The 24,349-nt window shown below is 64.9% G+C and carries 25 protein-coding genes; 18 read left to right on the forward strand and 7 right to left on the reverse strand.

The window, feature by feature from the left end:
* Positions 1-200 precede the first annotated feature (200 nt).
* The 16 genes from ACZ1JX_RS14385 to ACZ1JX_RS14460 all read left to right on the forward strand — a co-directional run bounded on the left by ACZ1JX_RS14385 (position 201) and on the right by ACZ1JX_RS14460 (position 15,609).
* On the forward strand, positions 201-1,520 hold the full coding sequence (locus tag ACZ1JX_RS14385; RefSeq protein ID WP_465124201.1) for a phosphotransferase: 1,320 nt from the start codon (positions 201-203) through the stop codon (positions 1,518-1,520).
* Positions 1,520-2,821: an acyl-CoA dehydrogenase family protein gene (locus tag ACZ1JX_RS14390; RefSeq protein WP_465124203.1), complete on the forward strand. Its 1,302-nt coding sequence runs from the start codon at positions 1,520-1,522 to the stop codon at positions 2,819-2,821. Before ACZ1JX_RS14385 ends, ACZ1JX_RS14390 begins: the two co-directional genes overlap by 1 nt.
* A 60-nt stretch (positions 2,822-2,881) precedes the next feature.
* Complete coding sequence (locus tag ACZ1JX_RS14395; RefSeq protein ID WP_465124204.1) at positions 2,882-3,592, forward strand: sterol desaturase family protein; 711 nt, start codon at positions 2,882-2,884, stop codon at positions 3,590-3,592.
* On the forward strand, positions 3,589-4,017 hold the full coding sequence (locus tag ACZ1JX_RS14400; protein WP_465124205.1) for a DUF2141 domain-containing protein: 429 nt from the start codon (positions 3,589-3,591) through the stop codon (positions 4,015-4,017). The genes ACZ1JX_RS14395 and ACZ1JX_RS14400 overlap by 4 nt, the downstream gene beginning before the upstream one ends.
* Positions 4,017-5,285, forward strand: coding sequence for an MFS transporter (locus ACZ1JX_RS14405; protein WP_465124206.1), 1,269 nt, complete (start codon positions 4,017-4,019; stop codon positions 5,283-5,285). Before ACZ1JX_RS14400 ends, ACZ1JX_RS14405 begins: the two co-directional genes overlap by 1 nt.
* A gap of 15 nt (positions 5,286-5,300) precedes the next feature.
* Positions 5,301-6,173: an HpcH/HpaI aldolase/citrate lyase family protein gene (locus ACZ1JX_RS14410; RefSeq protein ID WP_465124207.1), complete on the forward strand. Its 873-nt coding sequence runs from the start codon at positions 5,301-5,303 to the stop codon at positions 6,171-6,173.
* Between the two features lie 89 nt (positions 6,174-6,262).
* A complete protein-coding gene (locus tag ACZ1JX_RS14415; protein ID WP_465126425.1) occupies positions 6,263-7,612 on the forward strand; it encodes a PAS domain-containing protein in 1,350 nt (449 codons plus the stop codon).
* Positions 7,613-7,669: 57 nt separating this feature from the next.
* Positions 7,670-8,626: an alpha/beta hydrolase gene (locus ACZ1JX_RS14420; protein ID WP_465124208.1), complete on the forward strand. Its 957-nt coding sequence runs from the start codon at positions 7,670-7,672 to the stop codon at positions 8,624-8,626.
* 49 nt (positions 8,627-8,675) lie between these two features.
* Positions 8,676-10,028, forward strand: coding sequence for a M48 family metalloprotease (locus ACZ1JX_RS14425; protein ID WP_465126426.1), 1,353 nt, complete (start codon positions 8,676-8,678; stop codon positions 10,026-10,028).
* Positions 10,029-10,038: 10 nt separating this feature from the next.
* Positions 10,039-10,836 carry a DsbA family protein gene (locus tag ACZ1JX_RS14430; protein ID WP_465124209.1) on the forward strand — a complete coding sequence of 266 codons (798 nt, stop codon included), beginning with the start codon at positions 10,039-10,041 and terminating at the stop codon, positions 10,834-10,836.
* A 43-nt stretch (positions 10,837-10,879) separates the two neighbouring features.
* Positions 10,880-12,037, forward strand: a complete 1,158-nt coding sequence (locus tag ACZ1JX_RS14435; protein WP_465124210.1) for a sensor histidine kinase — start codon at positions 10,880-10,882, stop codon at positions 12,035-12,037.
* Positions 12,038-12,134: 97 nt separating this feature from the next.
* Positions 12,135-12,932, forward strand: a complete 798-nt coding sequence (locus ACZ1JX_RS14440) for a LytR/AlgR family response regulator transcription factor (protein ID WP_465124211.1) — start codon at positions 12,135-12,137, stop codon at positions 12,930-12,932.
* Between the two features lie 183 nt (positions 12,933-13,115).
* The gene (gene nadC / locus ACZ1JX_RS14445) at positions 13,116-13,982 is read left to right on the forward strand and encodes a carboxylating nicotinate-nucleotide diphosphorylase (RefSeq protein ID WP_465124212.1); all 867 of its coding nucleotides are present in this window, start codon (positions 13,116-13,118) and stop codon (positions 13,980-13,982) included.
* Between the two features lie 14 nt (positions 13,983-13,996).
* Positions 13,997-14,383 (forward strand): hypothetical protein, encoded by a 387-nt coding sequence (locus ACZ1JX_RS14450; protein WP_465124213.1) that lies wholly within the window; start codon positions 13,997-13,999, stop codon positions 14,381-14,383.
* Positions 14,384-14,464: 81 nt separating this feature from the next.
* The gene (locus tag ACZ1JX_RS14455) at positions 14,465-14,908 is read left to right on the forward strand and encodes a hypothetical protein (RefSeq protein WP_465124214.1); all 444 of its coding nucleotides are present in this window, start codon (positions 14,465-14,467) and stop codon (positions 14,906-14,908) included.
* Positions 14,905-15,609, forward strand: a complete 705-nt coding sequence (locus ACZ1JX_RS14460) for a ribonuclease T2 (RefSeq protein WP_465124215.1) — start codon at positions 14,905-14,907, stop codon at positions 15,607-15,609. The genes ACZ1JX_RS14455 and ACZ1JX_RS14460 overlap by 4 nt, the downstream gene beginning before the upstream one ends.
* On the opposite strand, the gene ACZ1JX_RS14465 is transcribed toward ACZ1JX_RS14460, so the two are convergent.
* On the reverse strand, positions 15,606-16,061 hold the full coding sequence (locus ACZ1JX_RS14465; protein ID WP_465124216.1) for a nucleoside deaminase: 456 nt from the start codon (positions 16,059-16,061) through the stop codon (positions 15,606-15,608). The two genes, ACZ1JX_RS14460 and ACZ1JX_RS14465, sit on opposite strands and share 4 nt — an antisense overlap.
* Positions 16,062-16,181: 120 nt before the next feature.
* Between ACZ1JX_RS14465 and rpmB the strand changes: the two genes are divergently transcribed.
* Positions 16,182-16,466 carry a 50S ribosomal protein L28 gene (rpmB, locus tag ACZ1JX_RS14470; protein WP_465124217.1) on the forward strand — a complete coding sequence of 95 codons (285 nt, stop codon included), beginning with the start codon at positions 16,182-16,184 and terminating at the stop codon, positions 16,464-16,466.
* Positions 16,467-16,541: 75 nt separating this feature from the next.
* Here the strand turns inward: rpmB and ACZ1JX_RS14475 are convergent, their stop codons facing one another.
* From ACZ1JX_RS14475 to ACZ1JX_RS14495, 5 genes are all read right to left on the reverse strand, one after another.
* On the reverse strand, positions 16,542-17,519 hold the full coding sequence (locus ACZ1JX_RS14475; RefSeq protein ID WP_465124218.1) for an esterase-like activity of phytase family protein: 978 nt from the start codon (positions 17,517-17,519) through the stop codon (positions 16,542-16,544).
* Positions 17,520-17,599: 80 nt separating this feature from the next.
* A complete protein-coding gene (msrB, locus tag ACZ1JX_RS14480) occupies positions 17,600-18,085 on the reverse strand; it encodes a peptide-methionine (R)-S-oxide reductase MsrB (protein ID WP_465126427.1) in 486 nt (161 codons plus the stop codon).
* A 144-nt stretch (positions 18,086-18,229) separates the two neighbouring features.
* The gene (locus tag ACZ1JX_RS14485) at positions 18,230-19,567 is read right to left on the reverse strand and encodes a cytochrome P450 (RefSeq protein ID WP_465124219.1); all 1,338 of its coding nucleotides are present in this window, start codon (positions 19,565-19,567) and stop codon (positions 18,230-18,232) included.
* A 76-nt stretch (positions 19,568-19,643) separates the two neighbouring features.
* Positions 19,644-20,885: an ABC transporter permease gene (locus ACZ1JX_RS14490; RefSeq protein WP_465124221.1), complete on the reverse strand. Its 1,242-nt coding sequence runs from the start codon at positions 20,883-20,885 to the stop codon at positions 19,644-19,646.
* Complete coding sequence (locus tag ACZ1JX_RS14495) at positions 20,882-21,871, reverse strand: ABC transporter ATP-binding protein (RefSeq protein WP_465124222.1); 990 nt, start codon at positions 21,869-21,871, stop codon at positions 20,882-20,884. Before ACZ1JX_RS14495 ends, ACZ1JX_RS14490 begins: the two co-directional genes overlap by 4 nt.
* 136 nt (positions 21,872-22,007) lie before the next feature.
* Between ACZ1JX_RS14495 and queG the strand changes: the two genes are divergently transcribed.
* Positions 22,008-23,006, forward strand: a complete 999-nt coding sequence (queG, locus tag ACZ1JX_RS14500; protein ID WP_465124223.1) for a tRNA epoxyqueuosine(34) reductase QueG — start codon at positions 22,008-22,010, stop codon at positions 23,004-23,006.
* Here queG and ACZ1JX_RS14505 read toward each other — a convergent pair.
* Positions 23,003-24,259 (reverse strand): NAD(P)/FAD-dependent oxidoreductase, encoded by a 1,257-nt coding sequence (locus ACZ1JX_RS14505; protein WP_465124224.1) that lies wholly within the window; start codon positions 24,257-24,259, stop codon positions 23,003-23,005. The two genes, queG and ACZ1JX_RS14505, sit on opposite strands and share 4 nt — an antisense overlap.
* Between the last annotated feature and the right edge of the window lie 90 nt (positions 24,260-24,349).

The following is a 24,349-nucleotide window of genomic DNA, read 5'->3' on the forward strand; positions in this document are numbered from 1 at the left end:
CTTTAACGTAAGTAACGCATTGCGAATCGTTGGCAAAGTGCCTTTCCGAGCACCTCGGCGCGCCTGATGCGCAGGTTGGCGCAATGTCGGGAACCGGATTGAGACCCGCATGTTCGCCCTGCCGATTCGCGCTGGACTTTAATCGATCGGTTAAGGATAGTGTCTTCAACCGGCGCCGTGACGCCGGAGCTGGAGATGCAATGGAAGGGCTGCTTGAAGCCGTCATGGCGCGCGCAGGCGTGGTGGGTCCGATCAGCGGACTGCAGCGGCTGTCGGGCGGCGCCAACATGGAATCGTGGGTGTTCGGCTGTGGCGATGCGCGTTTCGTCCTGCGCCGCGCACCTTCGGCGGAATGGATCGCGGGGCGAGCGCTGAACATGGCGGGCGAGGCCGAACTGATCCGCCGTGCCCATGCCGCAGGCGTCCGCGCACCCGAAGTCGTGGCCGAACTTGCAGCCGAAGACGCCTTGGGCATCGGCTTCATCATGCGCTGCCTGCCGGGCACAGCCGATCCTGAAGTGGCCCTCACCTCCCCTCCGGACCTTGCAAACGATCTCGCAAAGGCGATGGCAGGCATTCACGCGCTCGATCCCGCTGGGCTGGAATTCCTGCCGCGCCTGCTCCCCGCCGATGGCGTGGAGGGGCTGGCACAGCAGTTTGCGGATGCTGGCGGGGACCGGCCGGTCATCTCACTCGGTCTCGCCTGGCTGCGCGCCAACCTTCCCCCGCCCGCTCCACTGGTAGTGGTCCACGGCGATTTCCGCATCGGCAATCTCATGGTCGAGAACGGGCGCCTTTCGGGCGTGCTCGACTGGGAGCTGGCACACCTTGGCGATGGCCACGAAGACCTCGCTTATGGCTGCATGACCGTCTGGCGCTTCGGTCGGCTGGACAAACAGGGCTTCGGCCTGACCGATGTCACCAGTCTCGCCCGTGCCTATGAGTCTGCAGGTGGCGAGCCGTTCGACGCGGCCCGGTTCCGCTTCTGGCTGGTCTATCGCACCGTGTGGTGGGCGCTGGGTTGTCTGGCGATGGGCCGGTCCTGGCGCGAAGGCACCGACAGGTCGCTCGAACGCGTGGTCGTGGCACGCCGCTGCGCCGAACAGGAGCTCGACCTCCTGCTACTGCTGGAAAGCGAAGCGCCGGAAGTGGAGCGGGACAGGCCATTGCCAACCCCTGACCCTGTCCCGAACGCGGGCAATGGCGAACCTTCAGCAGCTGAAATTCTCACCGCGGTCTCCGAATGGCTTGCCGCAACGGTGAAAGAGAAGCTGGCCGGGCGCGAGCGCTGGGAACTCGCGGTCGCACAGAATGCGCTGGGCATCGTCCGTCGTGAACTCGCAGTTCGTGCCAATCCTGCAGACAAGGCGATTGCCGATGACCTGCTGGCAGGGCGCAAGTCGCTCGCCACCCCCGGCCTGCTCGCCACCTTGCGCACCCGCGTGCTTTCCACGCTCACGGCCGACATGCCCAAGTACCCGGCGCTTGCCGCCGCAGCCAAGCTCTGGGAGCACCACTGATGGACTTCGATCTTCCCGCCGATCTCGTCGCCTACCTTGCCGAACTCGATGCCTTCATCGAGGCCGAGATCAAGCCGCTCGAGCAGGCGGGCGACAACATCCGCTTCTTCGACCACCGCCGCGAATGGGCGCGCACCGATTTCGACAACGGGGGCCTGCCCCGCCACGAATGGGAGGCGCTGCTGGTCGAGGCGACCCGCCTCGCCGATGCCGCCGGACACTGGCGCTTCTCAGCGCCCAAGAAGTACGGCGGCAAGGACGGCCAGAACCTGTGGATGGCCGTGATCCGCGAGCATTTTGCCGCCAAGGGCCTTGGCCTGCACAACGACCTACAGAACGAGCATTCGATCGTCGGCAACTTTCCGTTCGTGAACATGTTCGAGCATTTCGGCACGGCTGAACAGCAGCAAGAATTCATCAACGGCGGCTTTGCCCGCACCCGCCGCACCGCCTTCGGCCTGACCGAGCCGAACCACGGCTCGGATGCCACCCACATGGAAACCCGCGCCGTGCCCGAGACTCGCGATGGCGTGCCCGGCTGGCGTATCGATGGCGAGAAGATGTGGACCACCGGCATGCACGTGGCGACCCACTGCGCCACCTTCGCCCGCACCAGTGGCGAGAACGGCGATGCACGCGGGATCACCTGCTTCCTCGTGCCCAATCCCACCGAAGGTCTTGTCATCGAGGAATACCTGTGGACCTTCAACATGCCGACCGACCATCCCCGCGTGTCGTTCACCAATGTCTGGGTGCCTGAATCCGCAATCCTCGGTCCCATCGGCGGCGGCCTCGCCATCGCGCAGAGCTTCGTGCACCAGAATCGCATCCGGCAGGCGGCGTCATCGCTTGGTGCGGCGACCTTCTGCGTCGAGGAATCGGTGCGTTATGCGCGCGAGCGCAAGCCGTTCGGCGAGGAGTTGGCCCGCAATCAGGCAATTCAGTTTCCGCTGGTGGAACTCGCCACCCAGTGCGAGATGCTGCGCCTGCTGATCCGCAAGACCGCCTGGGCGATGGACCAGCTCGAAGCCGAAGAGGGCGGGCACAAGCGGATCGAGCGCGAACTGTCCGACAAGGTCTCGATGTGCAACTACTGGGCGAATCGGCTGGTCTGCGAAGCGGCAGACCGCGCGATGCAGGTCCACGGCGGCATCGGCTATTCGCGGCACAAGCCGTTCGAACACATCTACCGCCACCACCGCCGCTACCGCATCACCGAGGGCGCGGAGGAAATCCAGATGCGCAAGGTGGGCGCGTTCCTGTTCGGCTACCTCGGACCGCGCAAGGGCCAGTTCGGTTAAAGGGGCGCTGCCCCAAGGCAGGGCTGTCCTCGCCTGCCAAAGCTTGGCATAGCAGCCGCGATGAACAGCGTCCTTGCCTCGGCGATTGCCATGACCGTGATCGTCGCGGTGCGCTACCTGATCACCAGCGGCCTGTTCGCATGGGCCACGCACAAGGTCCGCCCCGGCCACTACACCGGGCTGGAGCGCCAGATTCGCTCGGAAATCACATGGAGCCTTGCCACGGCGGCCATCTATGGCGTGCCCGCCGGCGTCGTCGCGTGGGGCTGGCAGCAGCGCGGCTGGACCCGGATCTACACCGATCCGCAAAGCTATCCGCTGTGGTGGATGCCGGTCTCGCTGCTGCTCTACCTGCTGATCCATGACACATGGTTCTACTGGACCCACCGCTGGATGCACCGCCCGGTGGTGTTCCGGCACATCCACGCGATTCACCACGCCAGCCGCCCGCCAACAGCATGGGCGGCGATGAACTTCCACCCCATCGAGGCGGCCATCGTCTCGTTGCTGATCCCTGCGCTGGTTTTCGTCATCCCGATCCATGCCGGGATGCTGGGGCTGGTTCTGCTGGTGATGACGGTGATGGGCGTGACCAATCACATGGGCTGGGAGATGTTCCCCGGCTGGCTTGTTCATTCCCGGGCAGGGAACTGGCTGATAACGGCAAGCCACCACCATCGCCATCACGAGCAATATCGCTGCAACTACGGTCTCTACTTTCGCCACTGGGACCGGCTGTGCGGCACAGACAAGGGACTGTCCGCACCATGAAGCGCTCCTCCATCCTGTTGGCCCTGCTGCTTGCAGGCAATGCTCCAGCGCCGACCACGATCACCGTGGACCTGACCGGACTTCGCAACACCAAGGGCATGGTCTGGCTGTGCATGAGCGCCAACCCCAAGCTCTTTCCCGAAGGCTGCGACAAGGACCCCAATCGCCGCACCGCATCGATGAAAGCGGACCAGCCCGGCCCGCTGGTGATCCGCGATGTCATGCCGGGGCGCTACGCCATCGTTCTCCTCCATGACGAGAACGGGAACAAGAAGATGGACAAGACGCTGTTCCTGCCAAAGGAAGGCTTCGGCTTCTCGCGCGATGCACCGGTCCGGATGTCGGCGCCCAAGTTCGAAGCGGCAGCCTTTGACGTCACCGGCGGCGCGCCCGTTCGCATGAAGATGAAAGTCCGATACCTGTAGTGCCAGAAGCGCAAGTCCCACCGGAAACCAAGCCTTCAGGGAGCGCACTCGCGCCATTCCGCTATCCCACCTTCCGCGCGATCTGGACCGCGAACCTGTTCTCGAACATCGGTTCGATGATCCAGTCGGTCGGTGCGGCCTGGCTGATGACCGAGCTTACACGGTCGCATGTGCTCGTTGCGCTGGTGCAGGCATCGGCCACGATTTCCATCCTGCTGCTGGGGATGTTCGCCGGCGCGATTGCCGACAATTACGACCGCCGCCGCGTGATGCTCGCCGCGCAAAGCGGGATGCTCGTCGTCTCGGCCGCGCTCGCGGTCCTGTCCTATACCGGCAACATCGGTCCATTGTCGCTTCTGGTGCTGACGCTCATGGTGGGCATGGGCACCGCGCTCAACGGCCCCGCGTGGCAGGCCTCGGTGCGCCTGCAGGTGGACCGGGCCGACTTGCCACAGGCGATCTCGCTCAACGCCATTTCGTTCAACCTTGCCCGCAGCGTTGGACCGGCACTTGGCGGCATTCTCATCTCGTTGTGGAGCACGAGCCTTGCCTTCGCATTTAATGCGGTCAGCTACGTCGGGATGATCGTGGTGCTGGCACGTTGGCGTCCGGAATCGCTTCCGCCGATGCGCGAGCCGATGATGGCTGCGATTGGACGCGGCATCCGCTTCTGTGCAGCCTCCTTGCCAATCCGCAAGGTGCTGCTGCGCGGTTTTGCCATCGGCTTCGGCGCAGCTGGCCTGCAGGCTCTGATGCCGAGCATCGCGCGCGACGTGCTGAAGGGCAGCGAACTGGACTACGGGCTGATGCTCGGCGGCTTCGGCATCGGCTCGATCGTGACGGCGCTGTGGATTTCCAAGGTGCGCCGGCGGCTTGGGAGCGAAGCGGTGGTGACGGCAGCAACCGTCATCTTCGCCGCGGCGCTGCTGCTGATGGCCTCTGCGACCAGCGTGCCTGTGGCAGTTGGCGCAGCCTTCATCGGCGGGATGGGCTGGGCCAGCGCGATGACCAGCCTCAACGTCGCGATGCAGTTGCGCAGCCCTGAAGACATCCTTGGCCGCTGTCTCTCGATCTATCAGGCTGTGACCTTCGGCGGCATGGCGCTAGGCGCCTGGGCATGGGGCAGCGTGGCAGACTTGTCCTCGCTGACGACCGCGCTGCACTTTGCGGCAGGCTGGCTGGTCCTGTCTCTTGCCATGCATTTTTTTGCGCCTATGCCGACGCGCGAGGAAGGGCGGCTCGATGCCGTCCCCGATGCCAGACGCTGATAGCCGGAGCCCACGATGACCGACGCCCGCCCCCTGCGCTCGCTGCTCTACATGCCCGCGAGCAACCCGCGCGCCATCGCCAAGGCGCGCAGCCTCGATTGCGATGCGGTGGCGCTCGATCTGGAAGATGCGGTTGCGCCAGAAGCAAAGGCCGATGCGCGCGCCGCACTGGTCGCGGAGGCACAAGCCGGAGGGTTCGGCCACCGCAGGCTGATTGCCCGGATCAATGCCCTGTCGACACCGTGGGGGCACGACGATCTGACCGCCCTTGCCTCAGCCCCGGTCGAAGCGATCCTTGCGCCGAAAGTCGATGACGCAGGCGATGTCGAGGCACTGTCGCATGCCATGGACGCTGCAGGCTTTTCCGCAGACGTGGCGCTGTGGGTGATGATCGAAACGCCGCGCGCGGTGCTGGCGCTTGAACGCATTGCGGCTTGTGCAGGTCGCACCCGGCTGGCGGGCTTCGTGCTCGGCCTCAACGATCTGGCCAAGGACAGCGGCATTGCCCAGCTACCGGGGCGTGGAGCGTTCCTTCCCGTGCTGACCATTGCCGTCCTCGCCGCACGCGCGCACGGCCTCGTCATCCTTGATGGCGTCTGCAACGCGATCGACGACACGGCCCGGCTCGAAGCGGAGTGCGAGCAGGCGCGCGATTCGGGGTTTGATGGCAAGACCCTCATTCACCCCGCGCAACTTGAACCCTGCAATCGCATTTTCGCACCGACCGCCACCGATGTCGCCGAAGCGGAGGCAATTGTCGCGGCCTTTGCCGATCCTGCCAACGCAGGCCGTGGCGCCTTGCGCCTGAACGGAAAAATGGTGGAACTTCTGCATCTTGCGCAAGCCGAAAAGCTGCTTGCCACGGCAGCTGCCATCGCTGCCCGGTAACCTGCCGCAAGCCGCATTGGCGCAACTTAAGCACTTCTTCACAAAGTTGCGCCAGACCAGTTCCCGACAAATGGGATCTGGTGAGCGTGATGGATACTTTGCGTGGAATTGACCGTGACAGCGTCGAGGCGGAACTCGATCTGGCCGGATTCGAAGACGACGCGACCAGCGAAGCGCCGCCCCCGGTTGTCGGCCAGGACGAGCGCCGCATGCAGGTGCGCGCCTACAACTACTGGGCAGGCCTGCTGGGCGACAATTCGTTCCCGCCGGTCGCCTCGCTGCTGGCAGGCCACTACCCGGACTTCGCCGACAATCTGGTGCTGCTGCACTTCGACGAAGGCATCGATGATCCCGCGATCACGTTCCTTGGCACGAAACTGGGCGAAGAATGCGGCACCGAAAGCTCGATCGAGCGGCTGAGCCAGGTTCCGGGGCGCTCGCTGCTCTCGCGCATCACCGACCACTACATGCAGATCATCGCCAATCAGGCGCCGATCGGGTTCGAGGCCGAATTCGTCAACCAGCACGGCCGCACGATTCTCTATCGCGGCATCCTGCTGCCGTTCTCCTCGGATGGGTCGAAGATCGACTACATCATGGGCGCGATCAACTGGAAGGAACTGGCCGATCAGGCGACGACCGACGAGCTTCTGCTGGAAATCGGTCAGGCGCTCGACACGGCCCCGATCAAGCAGCAACCCCGCCGCCCGCTGATCGCACCCAGCGACGCCTGGGCCGATGGCCCTGCCGCGCTTGATCTCGATGCCTTCCCCGAACCCGCCTTCGGGCTCGACGAAGACATCTTCCCGCTGCCTCCGGCCGAAGACACGCAGGAACCCGAATCGCTGGCCGACTGGCTGGTATCGGCGCGCGAGATGGCGCTTGTCGCCAATTCCAGCGAGGACCGCACCCGCAGCGCGCTCTACGCCGCCATCGGCCGGGCATGGGACTTCGCGCTGGCCGCGCAGGGCGAGCCGGAAGAGTTTGCCGAACTGCTCGAGGACGCAGGCCTGACCATGCAGGAACGCGCACCGATGACCCCGGTCGTCAAGCTCGTGTTCGGCGCAGACTACGACAAGACCCGCCTCACCGAATACGCCACCGCCCTGACCCATGCCCAGCGGATCGGCCTCGCCCGCGGCGAACTGGGCCAGTACCTGTCCGAAGCACCCGGCGGCCTCAAGGGCGTGATCAATGCCGAGCGCCGCCTGCGCCGCGAGGAAGCCGGCAAGGCTCTGGCCAAACGCGGGCCCGAGGCCCTGACCGAATCGCTGCGCGCCCTGCCTTCGCGCAAGGTCAGCGAGATTGCGCCGCCCGAGGGCGTGGAATTCGCCCTGGTCCTTGTGCGGCGTCTGGAAAATGGCGAAGTGGTAGCGCTCGGTGACCTGGCCGACGATGCCGCCTTGTTCGAGCGCGCCGCACGCCACCTTATCGGCTAGCGCATATGCCCCTGCGACCGCTTTGCGACATAGCGGTTGCCTGCTAGCCCTTGCCGCATGACAAGCACGACGAAGGGCAAGTGGCGCATGGGTTGGATCGGCTGGACGGCGACATGCCTCGTCCTGCTAGGGCTCGTCGGGTATTTTGCCTTCCGACATGCCCTGGAGAACAACGCTGTCGCCGTGCTCGACGGGGCCGACAGGCTGCTCAATGGCGGCGATGGTGCGATCCAGCTCGTGGCGCAGGCCCAGTTTGGCAACGACCCGGCGCAAAAGCTCGAAATGTTCGTGCCGCAGGGCACCAAGGGCACCTTGCCGATCGTCATGTTCGTCCACGGCGGCGGATGGTCGAGCGGCGATCCCCACGACTACCGCTTCATCGCCCGCACTCTCTGCGCGCGCGGCTATGCCGTGGTGCTCGCTGGTTACCGGCTCTACCCGCAGGCGAAGTATCCCGCGATGCTCGAAGACGGTGCCGCCGCAGTACGCTGGGTGCACGACAATGCGGCCAGGTTCCATGGCGATCCGGCAAGGCTTGCCCTGATGGGCCACTCTGCCGGGGCCTATAACGTGGTCATGCTCTCGCTCGACCCGCAGTGGTTCAAGGCCGTCGGCCTCGAGACGAGCATCATTCGCGGCACGGTCTCGCTGGCAGGCCCGTTCGATTTCCTGCCGTTCGATACTCCCGCCACGATCCACAGCTTCGGCGATGCGCCTGATCCGTCGATGACCCAGCCGGTCAACTTCGCCCATGCCGGTGCGCCACCGCTGCTGCTCGTCACCGGGGATGCCGACACGCGAGTCAAGCCGCGCAACTCCAAGGCCCTTGCGCGGCGGATGACCGAAGCCGGAGCGCCGACGCAGCCGGTCCTGCTCGATGGCGTCAGCCACGAGATGATAATCATGATGTTCGCCCGCCCCTTCACGCGCGACACCCGCGCGCTCGACGCAGTGCTGCCATTCCTCACGAAGGTGACGGCACCTTCAGTTGCGGTTCAGGCGCAGGGCGGATAGTCCCGCCATCGTGACGCGCAAACGCTCTGCCCCATTCCTGACGACGTTCCTGAGCCGCCTTGTCGCGGCGTTCGTGGCGCTGTCGCTGTGCCTGCAGCCGGCCACCGCGCAATCGGTGCTGCGTGATGCCGAGACCGAAGCGCTGTTCCGCGATGCCTCGGCCCCGATCTTCAAGGCGGCGGGCTTCAATCCCAATGCGGTTGACCTGATCCTGCTCAACGACGGCTCGATCAACGCCTTCGTCGCGGGCGGACAGGCGATCTACATCCATTCGGGACTCATCGGCGCGGCCGACAACGTGAACGAGCTGCAGGGCGTGATCGCCCACGAACTCGGCCACATCACCGGCGGCCACGTCATCCGCTTCGACGAAGGCCTCAAGCCCGCAACCGGCATCACCGTGCTTTCGCTGCTGCTCGGCGGATTGGCTGCCGCAGCGGGATCGCCCGACGCGGCGCTTGGCGTGTTCATGGCCGGGCAGCAGGCAGCACTGGGCAAGTTCCTCGCTTTCAGCCGCGCGCAGGAAAGCTCGGCCGACGCGGCGGGCGCGCAGTTCCTGTCCAAGGCCGGCATTTCCGGGCGCGGCTCGATCGAATTCTTCAAGAAGCTGCAGAATCAGGAATTCCGCTACGGCTTCAGCCGTCGCAGCAATCCCGATGCGGAGTTCTACAGCACCCACCCGATGACCGCAGACCGCCTGACCACGCTGCAGGACACCTACGAGAAGGACCCGGCGTGGAACACCCCGCCGCCTGCGGAGCTGCAGGCCCGGTTCCTGCGGGTAAAGGCCAAGCTCTATGGCTATCTGGCCGAGCCGCAAGACACGCTGCGCGCCTATCCCGAATACTTGACCGACGTTCCCGCGCGCTACGCCCGGGCCTATGCCTTCCACAAGGAAGCCTTCGTCGACAAGGCTTTGGACGAGACCAAGGCGCTTATCGCCAACGATCCTGCCAACCCCTACTTCCTTGAACTGGAAGGGCAGATCCTGCTGGAATCGGGTCGCCCCGCCGAAGCGGTCGAGCCGCTGCGCAAGGCGACGCAGATGACCAACAACGAGCCGCTGATCGCCACCACTTTCGGCCATGCCCTGATCGCCACAGAGGACAAGGACAACTTTGCCGAGGCCGAGAAGGTGCTCAAGACCTCGGTCGCGCGCGACAAGGACAACCCGTTCACATGGTACCAGCTCGGCGTGGTCTACGAGGCCAAGGGCGACATCCCCCGCGCACGGCTTGCCAGCGCCGAGCAGCAGCTGATGAACATGCAACTGGGCGAGGCCGTGCGAAGTGCCGAAGCAGCCGAAAGCGCCTTGCCCAAGGGCACGCCCGACTGGCTCCGCGCGCAGGACATTGCGATGTCGGCCCGCGCGATGATGGAACGCCAGAAGAAATCGCGCTAGGCACCACACAATGTCAGAGACCCAACCCCGCCGCCTCGGTGCATTTGCCGCCGTAGCCCTGCTTTTCGCCGCAGGAGGCGCAGCTCTGGGCTGGTGGTACGAGCACCGCTCGATCGCTGCCACGCAAAGCGAGGACGCCCAGCTTGAAGCCTCGCTCGCCAGCGCCGGGATCGATGGCAAGGAACGCGCCGCCATCGAAGGGCTGGTGCGCTCCTACATTCTCGAACACCCCGAAGTCCTGCCCGAAGCGATGGAACGCCTGCAGGAGCGGGAAGCCTCGGCCCGCATCGCTCCGATGCGCGGCGCGCTCGAAACGCCATTCCCCGGCGCGGTCCTCGGCAACCCGAACGGCAAGGTCACGCTGGTCGAATTCACCGATTTTGCCTGCACTTATTGCCGCCAGAGCGTGAAGGCGCTCGATGGCCTGATCGCGAAGAATCCCGATCTGCGCGTCGTCGTGCGAGAACTGCCGATCATCGCGCCCGAAAGCGCGCCCGCCGCGCGCATGGCCCTCGCCGCCGCCGCGCAAGGGCGGTACCCGGCCTACCACAAGGCGATGTTCGAGGGCGCGCGCCCTTCGGACGAGAGCATTGCAGCTGCAGCTGGCGTTGCCGGGCTGGATCTTGCCGCCGCACGCAGCTTTGCCGCGCGGCCCGATGTCGAGGAAGAGCTCAAGCGCAACCTGCAGATGGCCCGCCAGCTCGGCATCAACGGAACGCCCGCATGGATCATCGGCGACCAGCTGGTCCACGGTGCCGTCCCCGCCGAAGACCTGCAGGCCGCAATCGATGCCGCACGCAAGGGTTAGGTCGCACTAGCCTAGCCCCCTTCGAACGGTTACAAACCTTTTCATGGCCGCGCTGCCGTTCAGACCAACGCCGTTCTTCGGCAACAAGAACCGAGCCTTCTGGCGCCTGCAGTTCATGGGCTGGGGCGGCGCGATGCTGCTGCGTGCGATGTCCTCCATCGCCAATGCGCAGCCGTGGTCATTCCTCGTCATCGTGGTGATCGCCACGATCACCGGCTTCTCGATCTCGCTGATCCTCTCTGTGATCTACCGCGCGCTGATCAACCGGCGGCCGATCGTGACCTGGGGTGTGACGGCCATCGCGATGTCGGTCGCGGTGGGCCTCTATGCCTTCATCGATTCATGGGTGATCAGCCTCTACCGGCAGGGCGGCGATGCCAGCTTCGCGCAGCTGTTCCTCGGCGTGTTCTACCTCGACCTTACGCTCGTGATCTCGTGGACCGGCCTCTATTACGCGATCAACTTCTTCCTGCAGGTGGAAGAGCAGAACGACCAGCTGATGCGGCTCGAAGCGCAGGCAACCTCTGCCCAGCTGGCCATGCTTCGCTACCAGCTCAACCCGCACTTCCTGTTCAACACGCTGAATTCGATCTCCACGCTGGTCCTGCTCAAGCAGACCGAGCCTGCCAACGCGATGCTTTCGCGCCTGTCCTCGTTCCTGCGCTACACGCTGGTCAACGAGCCGACCGCGCGGGTGACTGTGGCGCAGGAGATCGAGACGCTGAAGCTCTACCTCGATATCGAGCGGATGCGCTTCGAGGAGCGGCTGCGCACCGAATTCCGCATCGACGATGCCGTGCGCAGCGGGCTGATGCCCTCGCTGTTGCTGCAGCCGCTGGTCGAGAACGCGATCAAGTATGCCGTCAGCCCGATGGAATATGGCGCGGAAATTACCGTGGAGGCGCAACTCGTCGGCCCGATGCTGCGGGTCACCGTGTCCGATACCGGACCGGGCTTGCCACCGGGCACCGATCCTTCAAGCGTGTTTGGCGTGAGCAGCGACAGCACCGGCATCGGACTTGCAAACATCCGCGATCGTCTGGTTCAGGCCTATGGCGAGAACCAGCGGTTCGACATCTCCAACCGCCCGGAAGGGGGTTTCCAGGTCGTGCTCGAACTGCCGTTCGAGGCGAAGGCAGAGCCGGTCCCGGCCACTCCTGTCCGGCGTTCTGGCATGATCGGCGTGGGGGTCGGCGCATGAAAGCGGGAACCGACTGCCGCTTTACCCGTCCTGCCATCAGGCAATCTCCAACGGGGGGACCGTTTCGGGGGCGCAACGTGATCCATAAGGGAACCGCATGACCATCCGCACGATCCTCGTCGACGACGAGAAACTGGCCATCCAGGGGCTGCAGCTCCGCCTCCAGGCCTTCCCCGATGTCGAAGTGATCGACACCTGCTCGAACGGGCGCGAGGCCATCCGCAAGATCAAGACCGAAAAGCCTGACCTCGTTTTCTGTGACATCCAGATGCCGGGGTTTGACGGTTTCTCGGTGGTCAAGGGCGTGATGGAGATCGACCCGCCGCTGTTCGTCTTCGTGACCGCCTATTCCGAACACGCGATCAAGGCGTTCGAGGCCAACGCGGTCGACTACCTGCTCAAGCCGGTCGAGGAAGACCGCCTTGCCGACGCGCTTGACCGCGCCCGCACACGCCTTTCGGAAAAGCGCGGACGCGAAGAGGCCGACAAACTCAAGACCGTGCTCGCCGAAGTCGCGCCCGGTGCCATGCCCGAGATCGAGGACGAGGGCGAGCCGGTGGCCGGGCGCTTCGAAAAGCTCATCAACATCAAGGATCGCGGCAAGATCTTTCGCGTCGATGTCGACACGATCGAGCGCATCGAAGCCGCAGGCGACTACATGTGCATCTACACCGGCGACAATTCGCTGATCCTGCGCGAGACGATGAAGGACCTTGAGCGCCGCCTTGACCCGCGCGTGTTCCAGCGCGTGCACCGCTCGAAGATCGTCAATCTCGATCAGGTGCGCCAGGTCAAACCGCACACCAATGGCGAATGCTTCCTCGTGCTCGAGAGCGGCGCCGAGGTGAAGGTGTCGCGCTCCTACCGTGATGTGGTGGCACGCTTCGTTCACTGAGTGGTCGATAGCGCCGCAGGCTTTCCTGTTTCTCGCAGAGACGCGAAGAAGAACGGAAGAGCGCAAAGATGACGCGCTTCTTCTCTGCGATCTCTTTTCCCTCTGCGTCTTTGCGAAAAACAGAAAAATAGCGGCGCGGTGCGATCACTCGACACGTTGTCCACGCATGGGTAAGTCCGCCGCATGACCGACTTCTCCATTCCCGGTTTCGATCTTGAAGCCTTCGTCGCCGCAACGCTTGCCGAAGATCTGGGCGAAGACCTGCCCGGCGGCGGGCATGACGTGACCAGTGAAAGCGTTATCCCGGCAGACGCTCGCTTTTCCGGCGTGATGGACAGCCGCGATGCGATCACCGTCTGCGGATTGCCGATTGCCGCTGCATTCTTCCGCACGCTTGATCCGGACATGAAGATCGAGATTCTCGTCGAGGAAGGCGCACAGGTCGCGCCCGGCTCCGATCTGATGCGCCTTGAAGGCAACGCCCGCGCAATGCTTACCGGCGAGCGCAGCGCGCTGAACACCGTCCAGCACCTTTCAGGCGTCGCCACACTGACCCGCCAGTATGTTGATGCCATGGGGGACACGAGCGCAAAGCTGCTCGACACCCGCAAGACCATCCCCGGCCTGCGCCATCTCGAAAAGTACGCGGTGCGCACCGGCGGCGGCACCAATCACCGCATGGGCCTGTGGGACGCGGCGATGATCAAGGACAACCACGTCCTCGTCGCAGGCGGCGTGGCCGAGGCCGTACGTCGCGCTTTGTCCGCAGGCGTCAAGGACGTGATCTGCGAGGTCGACCACATCGACCAGATCGAACCTGCCCTCGCCGCCGGTGCCACGCGCCTGCTGCTCGACAACATGGGGCCTGACCGTTTGCGCGAGGCCGTTGCCTTGGTCGCGGGCCGCGTGCCCTGCGAGGCCTCGGGCGGCGTCCGGCTCGACACCATCGGCGCGATTGCAGCCTCGGGCGTGGACTACGTCTCGGTCGGCCGCCTGACCCAGAGCGCGCCCGCCGCCGATATCGGCCTCGACTTCACTCCGATTGCCTGAACAGGACCAGCCCCATGCGCCCCACGACCATCCGCCTGTTCGAAGCCAGCGTGATCGCCAGCCAGCTGATCCGCATCGTCAACATCGTGATCCACGCAGACGCAATGGCGGCGGCTCTGGAGATCGGACGCAACCAGTTGCTGATCGGCCCGTTCGCCAACGCGCTGGTCGCCATCGGCCTCGCCCTTGCCGTGTCGCGCGGGCGGTTCTCGATTGCACGCTGGTTCCTCGCAGCCGTGATAGCGCTGGACCTGATCGGCCTTGGCGGCATTCCCGCCGTTGCCCTGATGATCGGCGTACCCTTCGCGATCTTCTCGGTCATCGCGATCCTGCTGATGCTGGCGGCAGGCGTGCTGATGTTCGTGCCTGCGTCGTCGCAATGGCTGAAGCAGCGCGCGTAATCGTTCGGGGCATGTGACCAAGATCGCTATCCCGCCTCGCGCGAAGGCGATAGCATGGCCGCAGTTCAAGGGAGCTGCCCGATGCGTCCACGTTCGATTACGATCTTTCATCGTCTGCTGATCGCCGTGATGGTAATCAGTCTTGTCCAGACCGCGATTTCGTGGACCTCCTCGCAGGACATTCTCCAGGCTGATCCTGCGACGCGGATGTTCGGCAGCTGGTGGTTCCTGATCGGCGTGAGCCTGATCAGCTACGGCATCTACGCGCTGATCTGGTTCAGGATCGTGGCCCGTGCCAGCAATGCCGCACGGTGGATCTTTACGGTGCTGACCGTGCTTAGCGTTGTCAGCGTACCGCTCAACCTCGCCAATGCTGTCTCCGGTTTGATCAGTCCTTTGACCGCGATCCTGATGCTGGCTTCCGCACTGGTGCAACTGGCCGCCCTCGTCTGCCTGTTCCTGCCGGATGCACGGCGCTGGTTCGCGAACAAGGGCGTAATGGCAGACCCGCTCGTCTTCGAATGAACCTCGCTCGACTGCTGACACTGCCGCTGGCCCTGCTGGCGACGCCCGCCCTCGCACAGGGCTGGCAGTGCCAGATTCCGCCGCAAATCAGCGTGCCGCCGCTGCCCGAGCCCGATGCCCCGCCGCGCATCGTGCCGACCACGGGCTACACGCTGGCGATCAGCTGGTCGCCCGAGTTCTGCCGCACGCGCAAGGACGATCCGCGCCACGCCACGCAGTGTTCGGGCAAGTACGGCCGCTTCGGCTTCGTGCTCCACGGCCTCTGGCCCGATGGCAGTGGCGGCCAGTATCCGCAGTATTGCCCGTCGCGCCGCCTGCCCGATGCGCAGACCCTGCGCCGCAACTTCTGCACCACGCCCTCCGCCGAGCTTCAGCTGCACGAGTGGGCCAAGCACGGCACTTGCATGAGCAAGGACCCGGCGGCCTACTTCGACAAGGGCCGCACGCTGTTCCAGGCGATGCAGTTCCCCGACATGGCACGCCTCTCGCGCACCGAGGGTCTGGACGCAGGAAAGGTCCGGCAGGCCCTGACCATCGCCAACCCGCGCCTCAAGCCCGACATGATCCGCCTGCTGCTGGGCCGCGATGGCTGGCTGCGCGAGATTCACGTCTGCCACTCGGTCCGCATGAAGCCCGCGCGCTGCCCCGGCGGCAATGGCCCGGCAGATACGGTGCCGGTGAAAATCTGGCGCAGCTTCTAGCGCCGTTCGCGGAAAAACCGGCGCAGCAGTTCCGCCGCCTCACCCTCGCCCATGCCGGAATAGACCTCGGGCCGGTGCAGGCAGGTCGGCTGCTCGAACACCCGCGCCCCATGCTCCACCGCACCACCCTTGGGATCGCTGGCGGCATAATAGACCCGCGCGATACGGGCGTGGGCGATGGCACCGGCACACATCGCGCAGGGCTCAAGGCTGACCCAAAGGTCGCATCCCTCCAGCCGCTCCTGCCCAAGCGTTGCAGCCGCCGCGCGAATCGCCAGCACCTCGGCATGAGCGGTAGGGTCGCACAGGCCGCGAGGCTGGTTGTGAGCCGTGGCAACAACCTTGCCGTCCTTGACCACGACCGCGCCGATCGGCACTTCGCCCTCGCCAGCCGCCCGCGCAGCCTCACCCAGAGCCAATCGCATCGGTTCAGGCAGGGGCCAGCGGGTCATGCCACGGGCTATAGGTGCCGGAACGTCGCTTTCAAACTCCGAATCCTTGACTTCGCTCCGTGAATCGATAAGAGCCGCGCCTTCCCGATAGGTATTATCGAACACAAGCGAGTTTTAGCCATGTCGCGTATCTGCGAACTGACCGGTAAGGGCCGCCAAGTCGGTCACAACGTAAGCCACGCCAACAACAAGACCAAGCGTCTGTTCCTGCCCAACCTGCAGAACGTCACGCTGATGAGCGAGAAGCTGGAGCGCAGCTTCAAGTTCCGCGTTTCGACCCATGGTCTGCGTTCGGTCGAACACAACGGCGGTCTCGACAACTGGCTGCTCAAGCAGTCGGACACCAAGCTCAGCACGCGCGCCCTCAAGGTGAAGCGCGAGCTGGTCAAGGCGACCGCCGCCTAATTCTTCTGCCCGCAAGGGTTGAGACATCGAAGGCCCCCATTCCATAACGGAACGGGGGCTTTTGTTGCGTCTGCTTTAGCGGGCCGGAAGGCGCGCAGGATCGAACTTCAGCTTCATCAGCCAGGTTTGCTGGAACGCCGAATCGTTGGCATCGGTCACCAGCCAGAGTGAATCGCCAACCAGCGCCATTCCTTCCCAGTTTTCACGCAGGACGCGCCCGTCGATCCGGGCAAGCTCCTGCGTGGCAAGCGGGCGCGCGAAATCCAGCTTCGTCAGATCCGCCAGCACGATTCGCGCCTCGAAGTGCGGCGGCAGAAAGGCGAAGCGGCGGACGAGGAGCAGAAGCCGTCCATCGGGGAGCGCTACGGCGTCAACCGGGTCGAACCCCGGCGGGACGATCAGGCCGAACGGCCGTCCCTTCACCTTGCCGGGATGCCCCGGAAACATCAGGCCCATATGCAGCCCTCCCCGCCCGGTGCCGCACGTTTCGCACAGCATGATCCAGCGCCCGTCGGGCAACCGCGCCATGGCTTCAGCGCCGCCGTTGCGCGGCCAATCGACGATCTGAGGCACTGCAAGGAACTTCGCCCTGCCCTTGGTGGTGTCGACGCGGACAATGTGCGCTTCGTCCTCAAGGCCAAGCCACAGCGTGCCATCGGGATCGCGGACGGCCGATTCGACATCGAAGCCGACGTAGCGGCCATCTTCGCGACGCAGGGAGATGGCGCGCTGGGCCTTGGGCACACTCCAGCCCTCGCGGGGTGGCAGGGGGAGCGAGAGGACACGGTTCCGGTCGCTGACGGCCATCAGACCGCCGCTGCGCGATTGAACGAGCGCGGAGTACCCGCCGAAGAAGCGGTCGGTGCCGGTGAGGTGCCACAGACCTTCGAGCGAGAAGGGCCCGAGGCTGTCCCGTTCGGCCTTGGGCACCTTGCCCGCAATGCTTTCAACCAGAACCCGGCCGGAGGCGCGATTGGGGTTGTCTCTCGGTCCGGTCCAACTCAGCCAGAGCAGAGGAACCAACAACAGGAGGAAAGCAACCGGTTTGCGCACGAAAGCGCGTTGGCACATCCGCAGCCGTGGTCAACCTTCAACCGTGCACCCCTGCCAACAAAGGTTCAGGCCAGATGGCGTCAGGCAGGCCGGAACTTCAGCGCATCCCCATTGATGCAGTAGCGCAGGCCCGTTGGCGCAGGGCCATCGTCGAACACGTGGCCGAGGTGCCCGCCGCACTGGGTGCAATGGACTTCGGTGCGCGACATGCCGAGGCTGCGATCGGTGCTGGTGGCAACGCCCTTGGGCAGCGGCTTCCAGAAGCTGGGCCAGCCGGTTCCGCTGTCGAACTTGGTCGATGAGGCAAACAGCGCGTTGCCGTCAGCCGCGCAGACGAACGTACCCTTGCGATGTTCCTTGAGCAGCGGCGAGGTAAACGGGCGCTCGGTTCCTTCCTCGCGCAGGATGTAGAACTGCTCCGGGGTCAGGACGCGGCGCCATTCCGCCTCGCTCTTCACGATCGGGAACGTGCCCTTGGCCGCAGGCTTGGCGCTGCACGCGCTGGCAAAGGGCAAGACCGATCCTGCGGCAAGAAAAGAGACGAAGCGGCGACGTGTGGCAATCATGGTCAACCTTCAGGTGTCCTGCCGATGGGTGAGAGGGTGTAACCTCGGGGGCGGAGTGCCCACCGACAGGACTTGGGTCCTTCTAGGCCTGTCCTGCTCTCACAATCGTGACACAAGTCATAGCATGACGACCTGTATGGACGATTACCGCTTTTCGAGCACCACCTCGAGCTTGCGGAAGCCGTGGACGAAGTTCGCCCGCACGCGCTCCACTTCGCCCGCCACGCGCACCTTCATCCGGCGCTCGTGCATTTCTTCCAACAGGATGCGCAGTTGCAGCTCGGCCAGCCGCGCCCCGACGCAACGGTGCACGCCATAGCCGAACGAGAGGTGCCGCCGGGCGTTGTCGCGGTCGACGATCAGCTTGTCGGCATTCTCGAACACGGTCTCGTCGCGGTTGGCCGAGATGTACCAGAGAATCAGCTTCTCGCCGGCCTTGACGTTCTGCCCGAACACCTCGGCATCGGCCGTGGCGGTGCGGCGCATGTGTGCAAGCGGCGTGACGTAGCGGATGCACTCCTGCACCGCATTCGGGATCAGCGAGGGATCGCTTGCCAGCAGGTCACGCTGGTCAGGGAACTGGTCGAGCGCGTGGATGATGCCCGACATGGTGTTGCGCGTCGTATCGTTGCCGCCAACGATCAGCAGCACCAGATTGCCCATGAACTCCTGCGGGCTCATGTGGTTCATCGCCTCGGAATGAATCATCATCGAGATGAGATCACCCGAAGGCGCGCTGCGCATCCGTTCGCCCCACAGGCGCTGGAAGTAGTGCGCCATCTCGCCGAGGAAGCTGAAGCGCATGTCGGACAGTTCGCGCGCAAGCACCAACTCCACGTCGCCCGCCCAGTCCGACCAGAACGTCAGCAGGCGGCGGTCCTGCCACGGGAAGCCGAACAGCAGCGCAAGCATGCCGGTGGTCAGTTCGATCGAGACCTTGTCGACCCAGTCGAACTTCTCGCCCCAGGGCAGCGAATCGAGAACTTCGCCGGTGCGCTGACGAATCTCGCGCTCCATTTCGATCATCTTGGCGGGCGTGAAAGCGGGGGCGACGGTGCGGCGCTGGCCAGTATGCTCGGGCCGGTCCATGGCGATGAACATCGGCAGCTGCCGCTCGGCCAGAAGCGAAGGATCGGTGTCGGCCGGAGGATCGCCGATCGTGATGCCGCCGTACTTCCATGACGAGGAGAACAGCTCGGGCAGTGATTCGACGTGCTGGATCGCCTTGTGGTTCACCACGTTCCAGTATGCGCCATAGGGCGATTCGGGCACGAAGTTGACCGGGGCCTGCGCGCGCATCTCCGCAAAGATCGGCTGCCAGCGATCCTCCACGTAAATGTCGGAACGGCTGACGTCCCACTTGTGCGTGTGCGGCGGGAACGCCTGCGGGTTTTCCTTGAGCCAGGCGGTGAACGCCTCGATCGCGGTGGGCGAACTGCGGTAGCTGAACTGCTGGGCTTCGGGAGCAAGCTGCGTGGCCATGGTCATCCTCCGGCAGGGCCGCGCTTTGGCGCGCGGTTCCCTTCACGCTGACAAGCTGCCACAACCTACACAGATGTCAATAAGCCTTGTCCTCATTGCGACGGAACAGCTTGGCCATCAGCGACACCGAGGATTTGCCCCGTGCGGGACCGGACTTCATCACCGTGCGGCGGAACAGTTGCGCCCCTGCTCGCACGATCACGATCACCCACAGGACCTGCCAGCCCAGCGCTGCCAGATGTGGCCAGATTTCGGGCTCCTTGGCGGCGCGGGCGAGCATCGCGTAGGGCGAACTGACCGGGAAGGCGATGGAGAGCCATTCGACCCAGGTTCCCGGCATCGTTAGCGCGTAGCTCGCAAAGAAGAACACCATCAGCTGGAACATCGACACCGGCATCGACAGCGTCTGCACCTCGCGCACGGTCGCGGCCATGCCGCCGATCGAGAGGAACAGCGAACCCATCAGCAGATAGGCCATCGCGAAGTAGAGGAAGCCGAGGATCAGGAACAGCGGCCAGCCGACGGCGGGCGTCGATATCGCCGGAAGGCTCTTGGCGCCCATCAGCACGATCACCCCGATGGCTGTTCCCCACACCGCGATGCCGACAAGGCTGACCGCCAGCATGGCGAAGAGCTTGCCCATGAACATCGCATCCATCGGGATCGCGGCCGCCAGTACCTCGATGATCTTGTTGCCCTTTTCCTCGACGAGATTGGACAGGACCATGCCTGCGAGCAGCATCGTCAACAGGAACAGCAGCACTTGTGCAGCCTGGGCCGTGTAGATCTGGCCCGTCTTCACCTTGGCGAGCGACGTCGTGACTTCCTGCACCATGACGTCCGGATAGGCAGTCGGAGACGGGGCGCGGGCCCGCGCTGCAAGGTTGGACACGAGCCCGACCCACTGCCGTGCGCGCTCTGCGGGGGCCGTAAGCGTCGGCGCATCGAGCGTGCCGCCGACGACCGCCGTAACCTGCCGGTTCGCGTCGGCAAGCGCTGCCTTTGCGTCGAAGTCTTCCCCCGGCCCGACGTCCTGCAGGACGACCAGTTCGGGAATGCCTCCGGCCATCCGCCCATCCAGCTCGTCGCGCGCCGCCAGCATCCGCTGCGAATCGCTGTCGCTCATGGCGAGGCCGATCGTCGGTCGATCGACGTTCTGCTGGACCTTGGCGCCGATATTCCCGGCAAGACCGCCGACCAGCACCGGGAAGGCCGGACCGATCAGGAAGAAGATGAAGGTCTTGGAGAAGACCACCGCCACGAAGTCCCTGCGCGCCACGACCAGCGCCGCGCGCAGCTTTTCACGAAGGCCAGTCATCGTGCCTCTCCTTCGCTCTCTTCAAGCGCCTTGGCCGCAGCTTCGCCCGCAATGGCGACGAAGGCATCGTGCAACCCTGCGCGCTCGATCGACAGGCTGAGGATGCCCGCATCGCCCTCGATCAGGGCGCGCAGCAGGGGTTCAACCCCGGTTTCGGGCAGGGTGAAGTACCAGAATGCGCCTTCGTGGCGTGCGTCATCGGGAAGCGCGGCGCGCCACGGCCCGTCCTGCGCGCGCGTTTCGAGGCGGACCTGCGGGCGCAGGCGGTCGCGGGCGAGGTCGACGGGGCCTGCGAAGGGCACCTTGCCGCCGGCGATGATGGCGATGCGGTCGCACAGGCGCTCGGCGTGGGCGATGACGTGGGTGGAGAAGATGACCGTCGTGCCCTTCGCCGCCAGCGCGCGGATCATGCGTTCGAGCTTGCCCTGGTTGAGCGCGTCGAGGCCCGAGAAGGGTTCGTCGAAAACCACCAGATCGGGCTGGTGAACCAGCGTGCCGAGCAGTTGGACGGTCTGCGCCATGCCCTTGGACATCTGCCGGATCTGCCGGTCGGCGGCATAGCCAAGCCCATGTTCTTCCAGCAATTCCCGCCCCTTGCGCCGCCCTTCTTTCAGCGGCACGCCGCGCAGGGCGGCAAGGAAACCGATGGCCTCGTAGGCTTTCATCGCGGGGTAAAGCCCGCGCTCTTCGGGCAGGTAGCCGATGCGCCGCGCGACGTCGGTCGGGCGTTCAGCGCCGAGCACGCAGCGGTAGCCTTCGTCGGGATCAATGATGCCCAGCAGCATGCGCAGCGTGGTCGTCTTGCCCGCGCCGTTGGGGCCGAGAATCCCGAAGATCGAGCCCTTTGGCACCGATATGTCAACGCCATCGACGGCAGTGAAGCCATCGAAGCGTTTGACCAGCCCACGCGCCTCGATGGCGAGTTCCACACCGGCGTGGTCAACCGCGTTGCCAGTCACCGGCCATTCCCCTAGCTCGATTTTCATGGGTCATTTGCCTAGCGATAGGCGATGAACGAGCAGGGCAGCAAGTGTGGTTAACGCAAGTCCAACTCTCGGATGCAGAGAGGCAACTCTCGAGGGCAGAGGGCCAACTCTCGAAGGCAGACTGGGGGCAGAAGCCATGCGCCTGGGCTTCGCCGCCTGCGGCATTGCACCCGCCGAGGATGACCCCGTCCGCGCCACCCGACTCGAACAGTGGCTGGGCGAAGGTCACCACGCGACGATGGAGTGGATGGAGACGCGGCTGCATCACCGGCGCGGTCCGCAATCGCTCTGGCCCGAGGCGAAGAGCGTGATCGCGCTGGGCATGAGCTATGCCCCCGCCGCCGATCCGCGCGGCCTGGAAGCCCATCCGGAGCGGGGGCGCATTTCGGTCTATGCGCAGGGCGGGGATTATCACGACGTGGTGAAGCGCAACCTGAAGGCGCTGGCGCGGTGGCTCGTGGCCGAAGCGCCTGAAGCGCAAGTGAAAGTCTTCGTCGATACCGCGCCGGTGATGGAAAAGCCGCTGGGGCAGCTGGCGGGGATCGGGTGGCAGGGCAAGCATACCAACCTGGTCAGCCGGACCCATGGGTCGTGGCTGTTTCTGGGGGCGATCTATACGACGCTGGAGTTAGTCACCGATACGCCCCACGCCGACCGGTGCGGGTCGTGCACCGCATGCCAGACGGCCTGCCCGACCGAGGCTTTTCCCGAACCTTATCAACTGGATGCGCGGCGGTGCATTTCCTACCTGACGATCGAGCACAAGGGACCGGTGGCGGAAGAATTCCGCGAGGCGTTGGGCAACCGGATCTATGGCTGCGACGATTGCCTTGCGGCCTGTCCGTGGAACAGCTTTGCGCAAGCCGCGCAGGCGAACCGGGCCTTCCTGCCGCGTGCCGAGCTTGCCGCCCCGAAGCTGGCCGAACTGCTCGCGCTGGATGACGCGACGTTCCGGCAGGTGTTCAGCGGCAGTCCGATCAAGCGGATCGGGCGGGACCGGATGGTGCGCAACTGCCTCTATGCGGCGGGAAACAGCGGCGACCGGTCGCTGCTGCCGAGCGTAACGGCCTTGGCCGCAGACCCTGACCCGGCGGTGGCAGATGCCGCCCGCTGGGCCATGGAGCGTCTGGCCTAAGCCACCATTTCCTTGAGCGGCACGCTGGCATCGGCCAGTTGCTCAGGCGAAAGCTGGGCGCGGGTTTCGACCAGTTTCTTGCCCTGCACGTAGTCCTTGACCATGTTCACGCAGTCGAGCGCAACGACCTTGCCGCCCTTGAGATACACGACCGAGAACGAGCGCGTGGCCGGATCGCCGCGCAGCACGGCGGTGTCGTGGCCGGTCGAGAGGCCCACCGTCTGCAGGCGCAGGTCATACTGATTGGACCAGAACCACGGCGTGGCCTTGTAGGGCACCGGCGCGCCGCAGATGTCCTTGGCGGCAGTGGTCGCCTGATCGTTGGCGTTCTGGACGGATTCGAGGCGGATGACCGCACCGTCGACGAAATCGTTGGCGTGGGCCGCACAATCGCCGATAGCATAGACATCGGGCAGCGAGGTGCGGCAGAACTCGTCGACGTCGACGCCATTGCCGCCCGCAGCGCCTGCCGAGAGCAGCGGCCCGACGCATGGGATGATGCCGATGCCGACGATGACGATGTCGGCGGGCAGGACCGAGCCGTCCTGCATCCTGACGCCGGTGACCTTGGTGCCGTCACCCTCGATGCAGTCCATCGCAGCGCCGGTGCGCAGATCGACGCCGTGGGCGCGGTGCTCGGCCTGGTAAAATTCTGAAAGCGCCTCGCCCGCAACGCGCGCCAGCACGCGGGGCAGCGCTTCGAGCAGGGTGACCGATACGTCGAACTTCGTGAGGACGGCGGCGGCTTCGAGGCCAATATAGCCGCCGCCGATGACCACGGCGCGCTTGGCGGCACCTTTTGAATCAAGGGCATCGAGTTCGGACATCAGCCGGTCAGCATCTTCCTTGGTGCGCACGGCGTGGACGCCGGCAAGGTCTGCACCCATGCACGAGAGACGGCGCGGATCGCCCCCCGTTGCCCAGATCAGCTTGCCGTAGCCGATTTCCGAGCCATCGCCGAGCTTGACCGTGTGCGCGGCGGGATCGAGCGAGACGACTTCGGCGCCGAGCTTCATCTCGACCGCCTTGTCCTCCCAGAACTGAGCCGGGCGGATGCAGATGCGATCGAACGTCTTTTCGCGCGCGAGGTATTCCTTCGACAGCGGCGGACGCTCGTAGGGAATCTCCGGCTCGCGCCCGATAACGAGGATGCGGCCTTCAAAGCCATTCTGGCGCAGCGCGATGGCAGCCTGTGCCCCGCCGTGCCCTGCACCCACGATGATGACGTCTGCGCGATCTGCTTCGTTGGCCATTCGAATCCTCCGATCTTTCTGTGCCGTTTGGCGAAAACCGCGCGGGCGTCAATCAGCGAAGATCAAATTGTCCTATGCTGACAAATGCAG

It is taken from the genome of Novosphingobium sp. BL-A-41-Hi4A-0G (genome assembly GCF_055521735.1).

Bases quoted from the DNA above. Each gene is read 5' to 3' on its own strand.
- ACZ1JX_RS14410 (WP_465124207.1), top strand. From the start codon at position 5,301: ATGACCGACGCCCGCCCCCTGCGCTCGCTGCTCTACATGCCCGCGAGC.
- ACZ1JX_RS14435 (WP_465124210.1), top strand. From the start codon at position 10,880: ATGGCCGCGCTGCCGTTCAGACCAACGCCGTTCTTCGGCAACAAGAAC.
- ACZ1JX_RS14400 (WP_465124205.1), top strand. From the start codon at position 3,589: ATGAAGCGCTCCTCCATCCTGTTGGCCCTGCTGCTTGCAGGCAATGCT.
- nadC (WP_465124212.1), top strand. From the start codon at position 13,116: ATGACCGACTTCTCCATTCCCGGTTTCGATCTTGAAGCCTTCGTCGCC.
- ACZ1JX_RS14385 (WP_465124201.1), top strand. From the start codon at position 201: ATGGAAGGGCTGCTTGAAGCCGTCATGGCGCGCGCAGGCGTGGTGGGT.
- ACZ1JX_RS14420 (WP_465124208.1), top strand. From the start codon at position 7,670: ATGACAAGCACGACGAAGGGCAAGTGGCGCATGGGTTGGATCGGCTGG.
- ACZ1JX_RS14390 (WP_465124203.1), top strand. From the start codon at position 1,520: ATGGACTTCGATCTTCCCGCCGATCTCGTCGCCTACCTTGCCGAACTC.
- ACZ1JX_RS14430 (WP_465124209.1), top strand. From the start codon at position 10,039: ATGTCAGAGACCCAACCCCGCCGCCTCGGTGCATTTGCCGCCGTAGCC.
- msrB (WP_465126427.1), bottom strand. From the start codon at position 18,085: ATGATTGCCACACGTCGCCGCTTCGTCTCTTTTCTTGCCGCAGGATCG.
- ACZ1JX_RS14455 (WP_465124214.1), top strand. From the start codon at position 14,465: ATGCGTCCACGTTCGATTACGATCTTTCATCGTCTGCTGATCGCCGTG.
- ACZ1JX_RS14415 (WP_465126425.1), top strand. From the start codon at position 6,263: ATGGATACTTTGCGTGGAATTGACCGTGACAGCGTCGAGGCGGAACTC.
- ACZ1JX_RS14395 (WP_465124204.1), top strand. From the start codon at position 2,882: ATGAACAGCGTCCTTGCCTCGGCGATTGCCATGACCGTGATCGTCGCG.
- ACZ1JX_RS14440 (WP_465124211.1), top strand. From the start codon at position 12,135: ATGACCATCCGCACGATCCTCGTCGACGACGAGAAACTGGCCATCCAG.
- ACZ1JX_RS14450 (WP_465124213.1), top strand. From the start codon at position 13,997: ATGCGCCCCACGACCATCCGCCTGTTCGAAGCCAGCGTGATCGCCAGC.
- ACZ1JX_RS14485 (WP_465124219.1), bottom strand. From the start codon at position 19,567: ATGGCCACGCAGCTTGCTCCCGAAGCCCAGCAGTTCAGCTACCGCAGT.
- rpmB (WP_465124217.1), top strand. From the start codon at position 16,182: ATGTCGCGTATCTGCGAACTGACCGGTAAGGGCCGCCAAGTCGGTCAC.
- ACZ1JX_RS14460 (WP_465124215.1), top strand. From the start codon at position 14,905: ATGAACCTCGCTCGACTGCTGACACTGCCGCTGGCCCTGCTGGCGACG.
- ACZ1JX_RS14465 (WP_465124216.1), bottom strand. From the start codon at position 16,061: ATGACCCGCTGGCCCCTGCCTGAACCGATGCGATTGGCTCTGGGTGAG.
- ACZ1JX_RS14490 (WP_465124221.1), bottom strand. From the start codon at position 20,885: ATGACTGGCCTTCGTGAAAAGCTGCGCGCGGCGCTGGTCGTGGCGCGC.
- ACZ1JX_RS14495 (WP_465124222.1), bottom strand. From the start codon at position 21,871: ATGAAAATCGAGCTAGGGGAATGGCCGGTGACTGGCAACGCGGTTGAC.
- queG (WP_465124223.1), top strand. From the start codon at position 22,008: ATGCGCCTGGGCTTCGCCGCCTGCGGCATTGCACCCGCCGAGGATGAC.
- ACZ1JX_RS14505 (WP_465124224.1), bottom strand. From the start codon at position 24,259: ATGGCCAACGAAGCAGATCGCGCAGACGTCATCATCGTGGGTGCAGGG.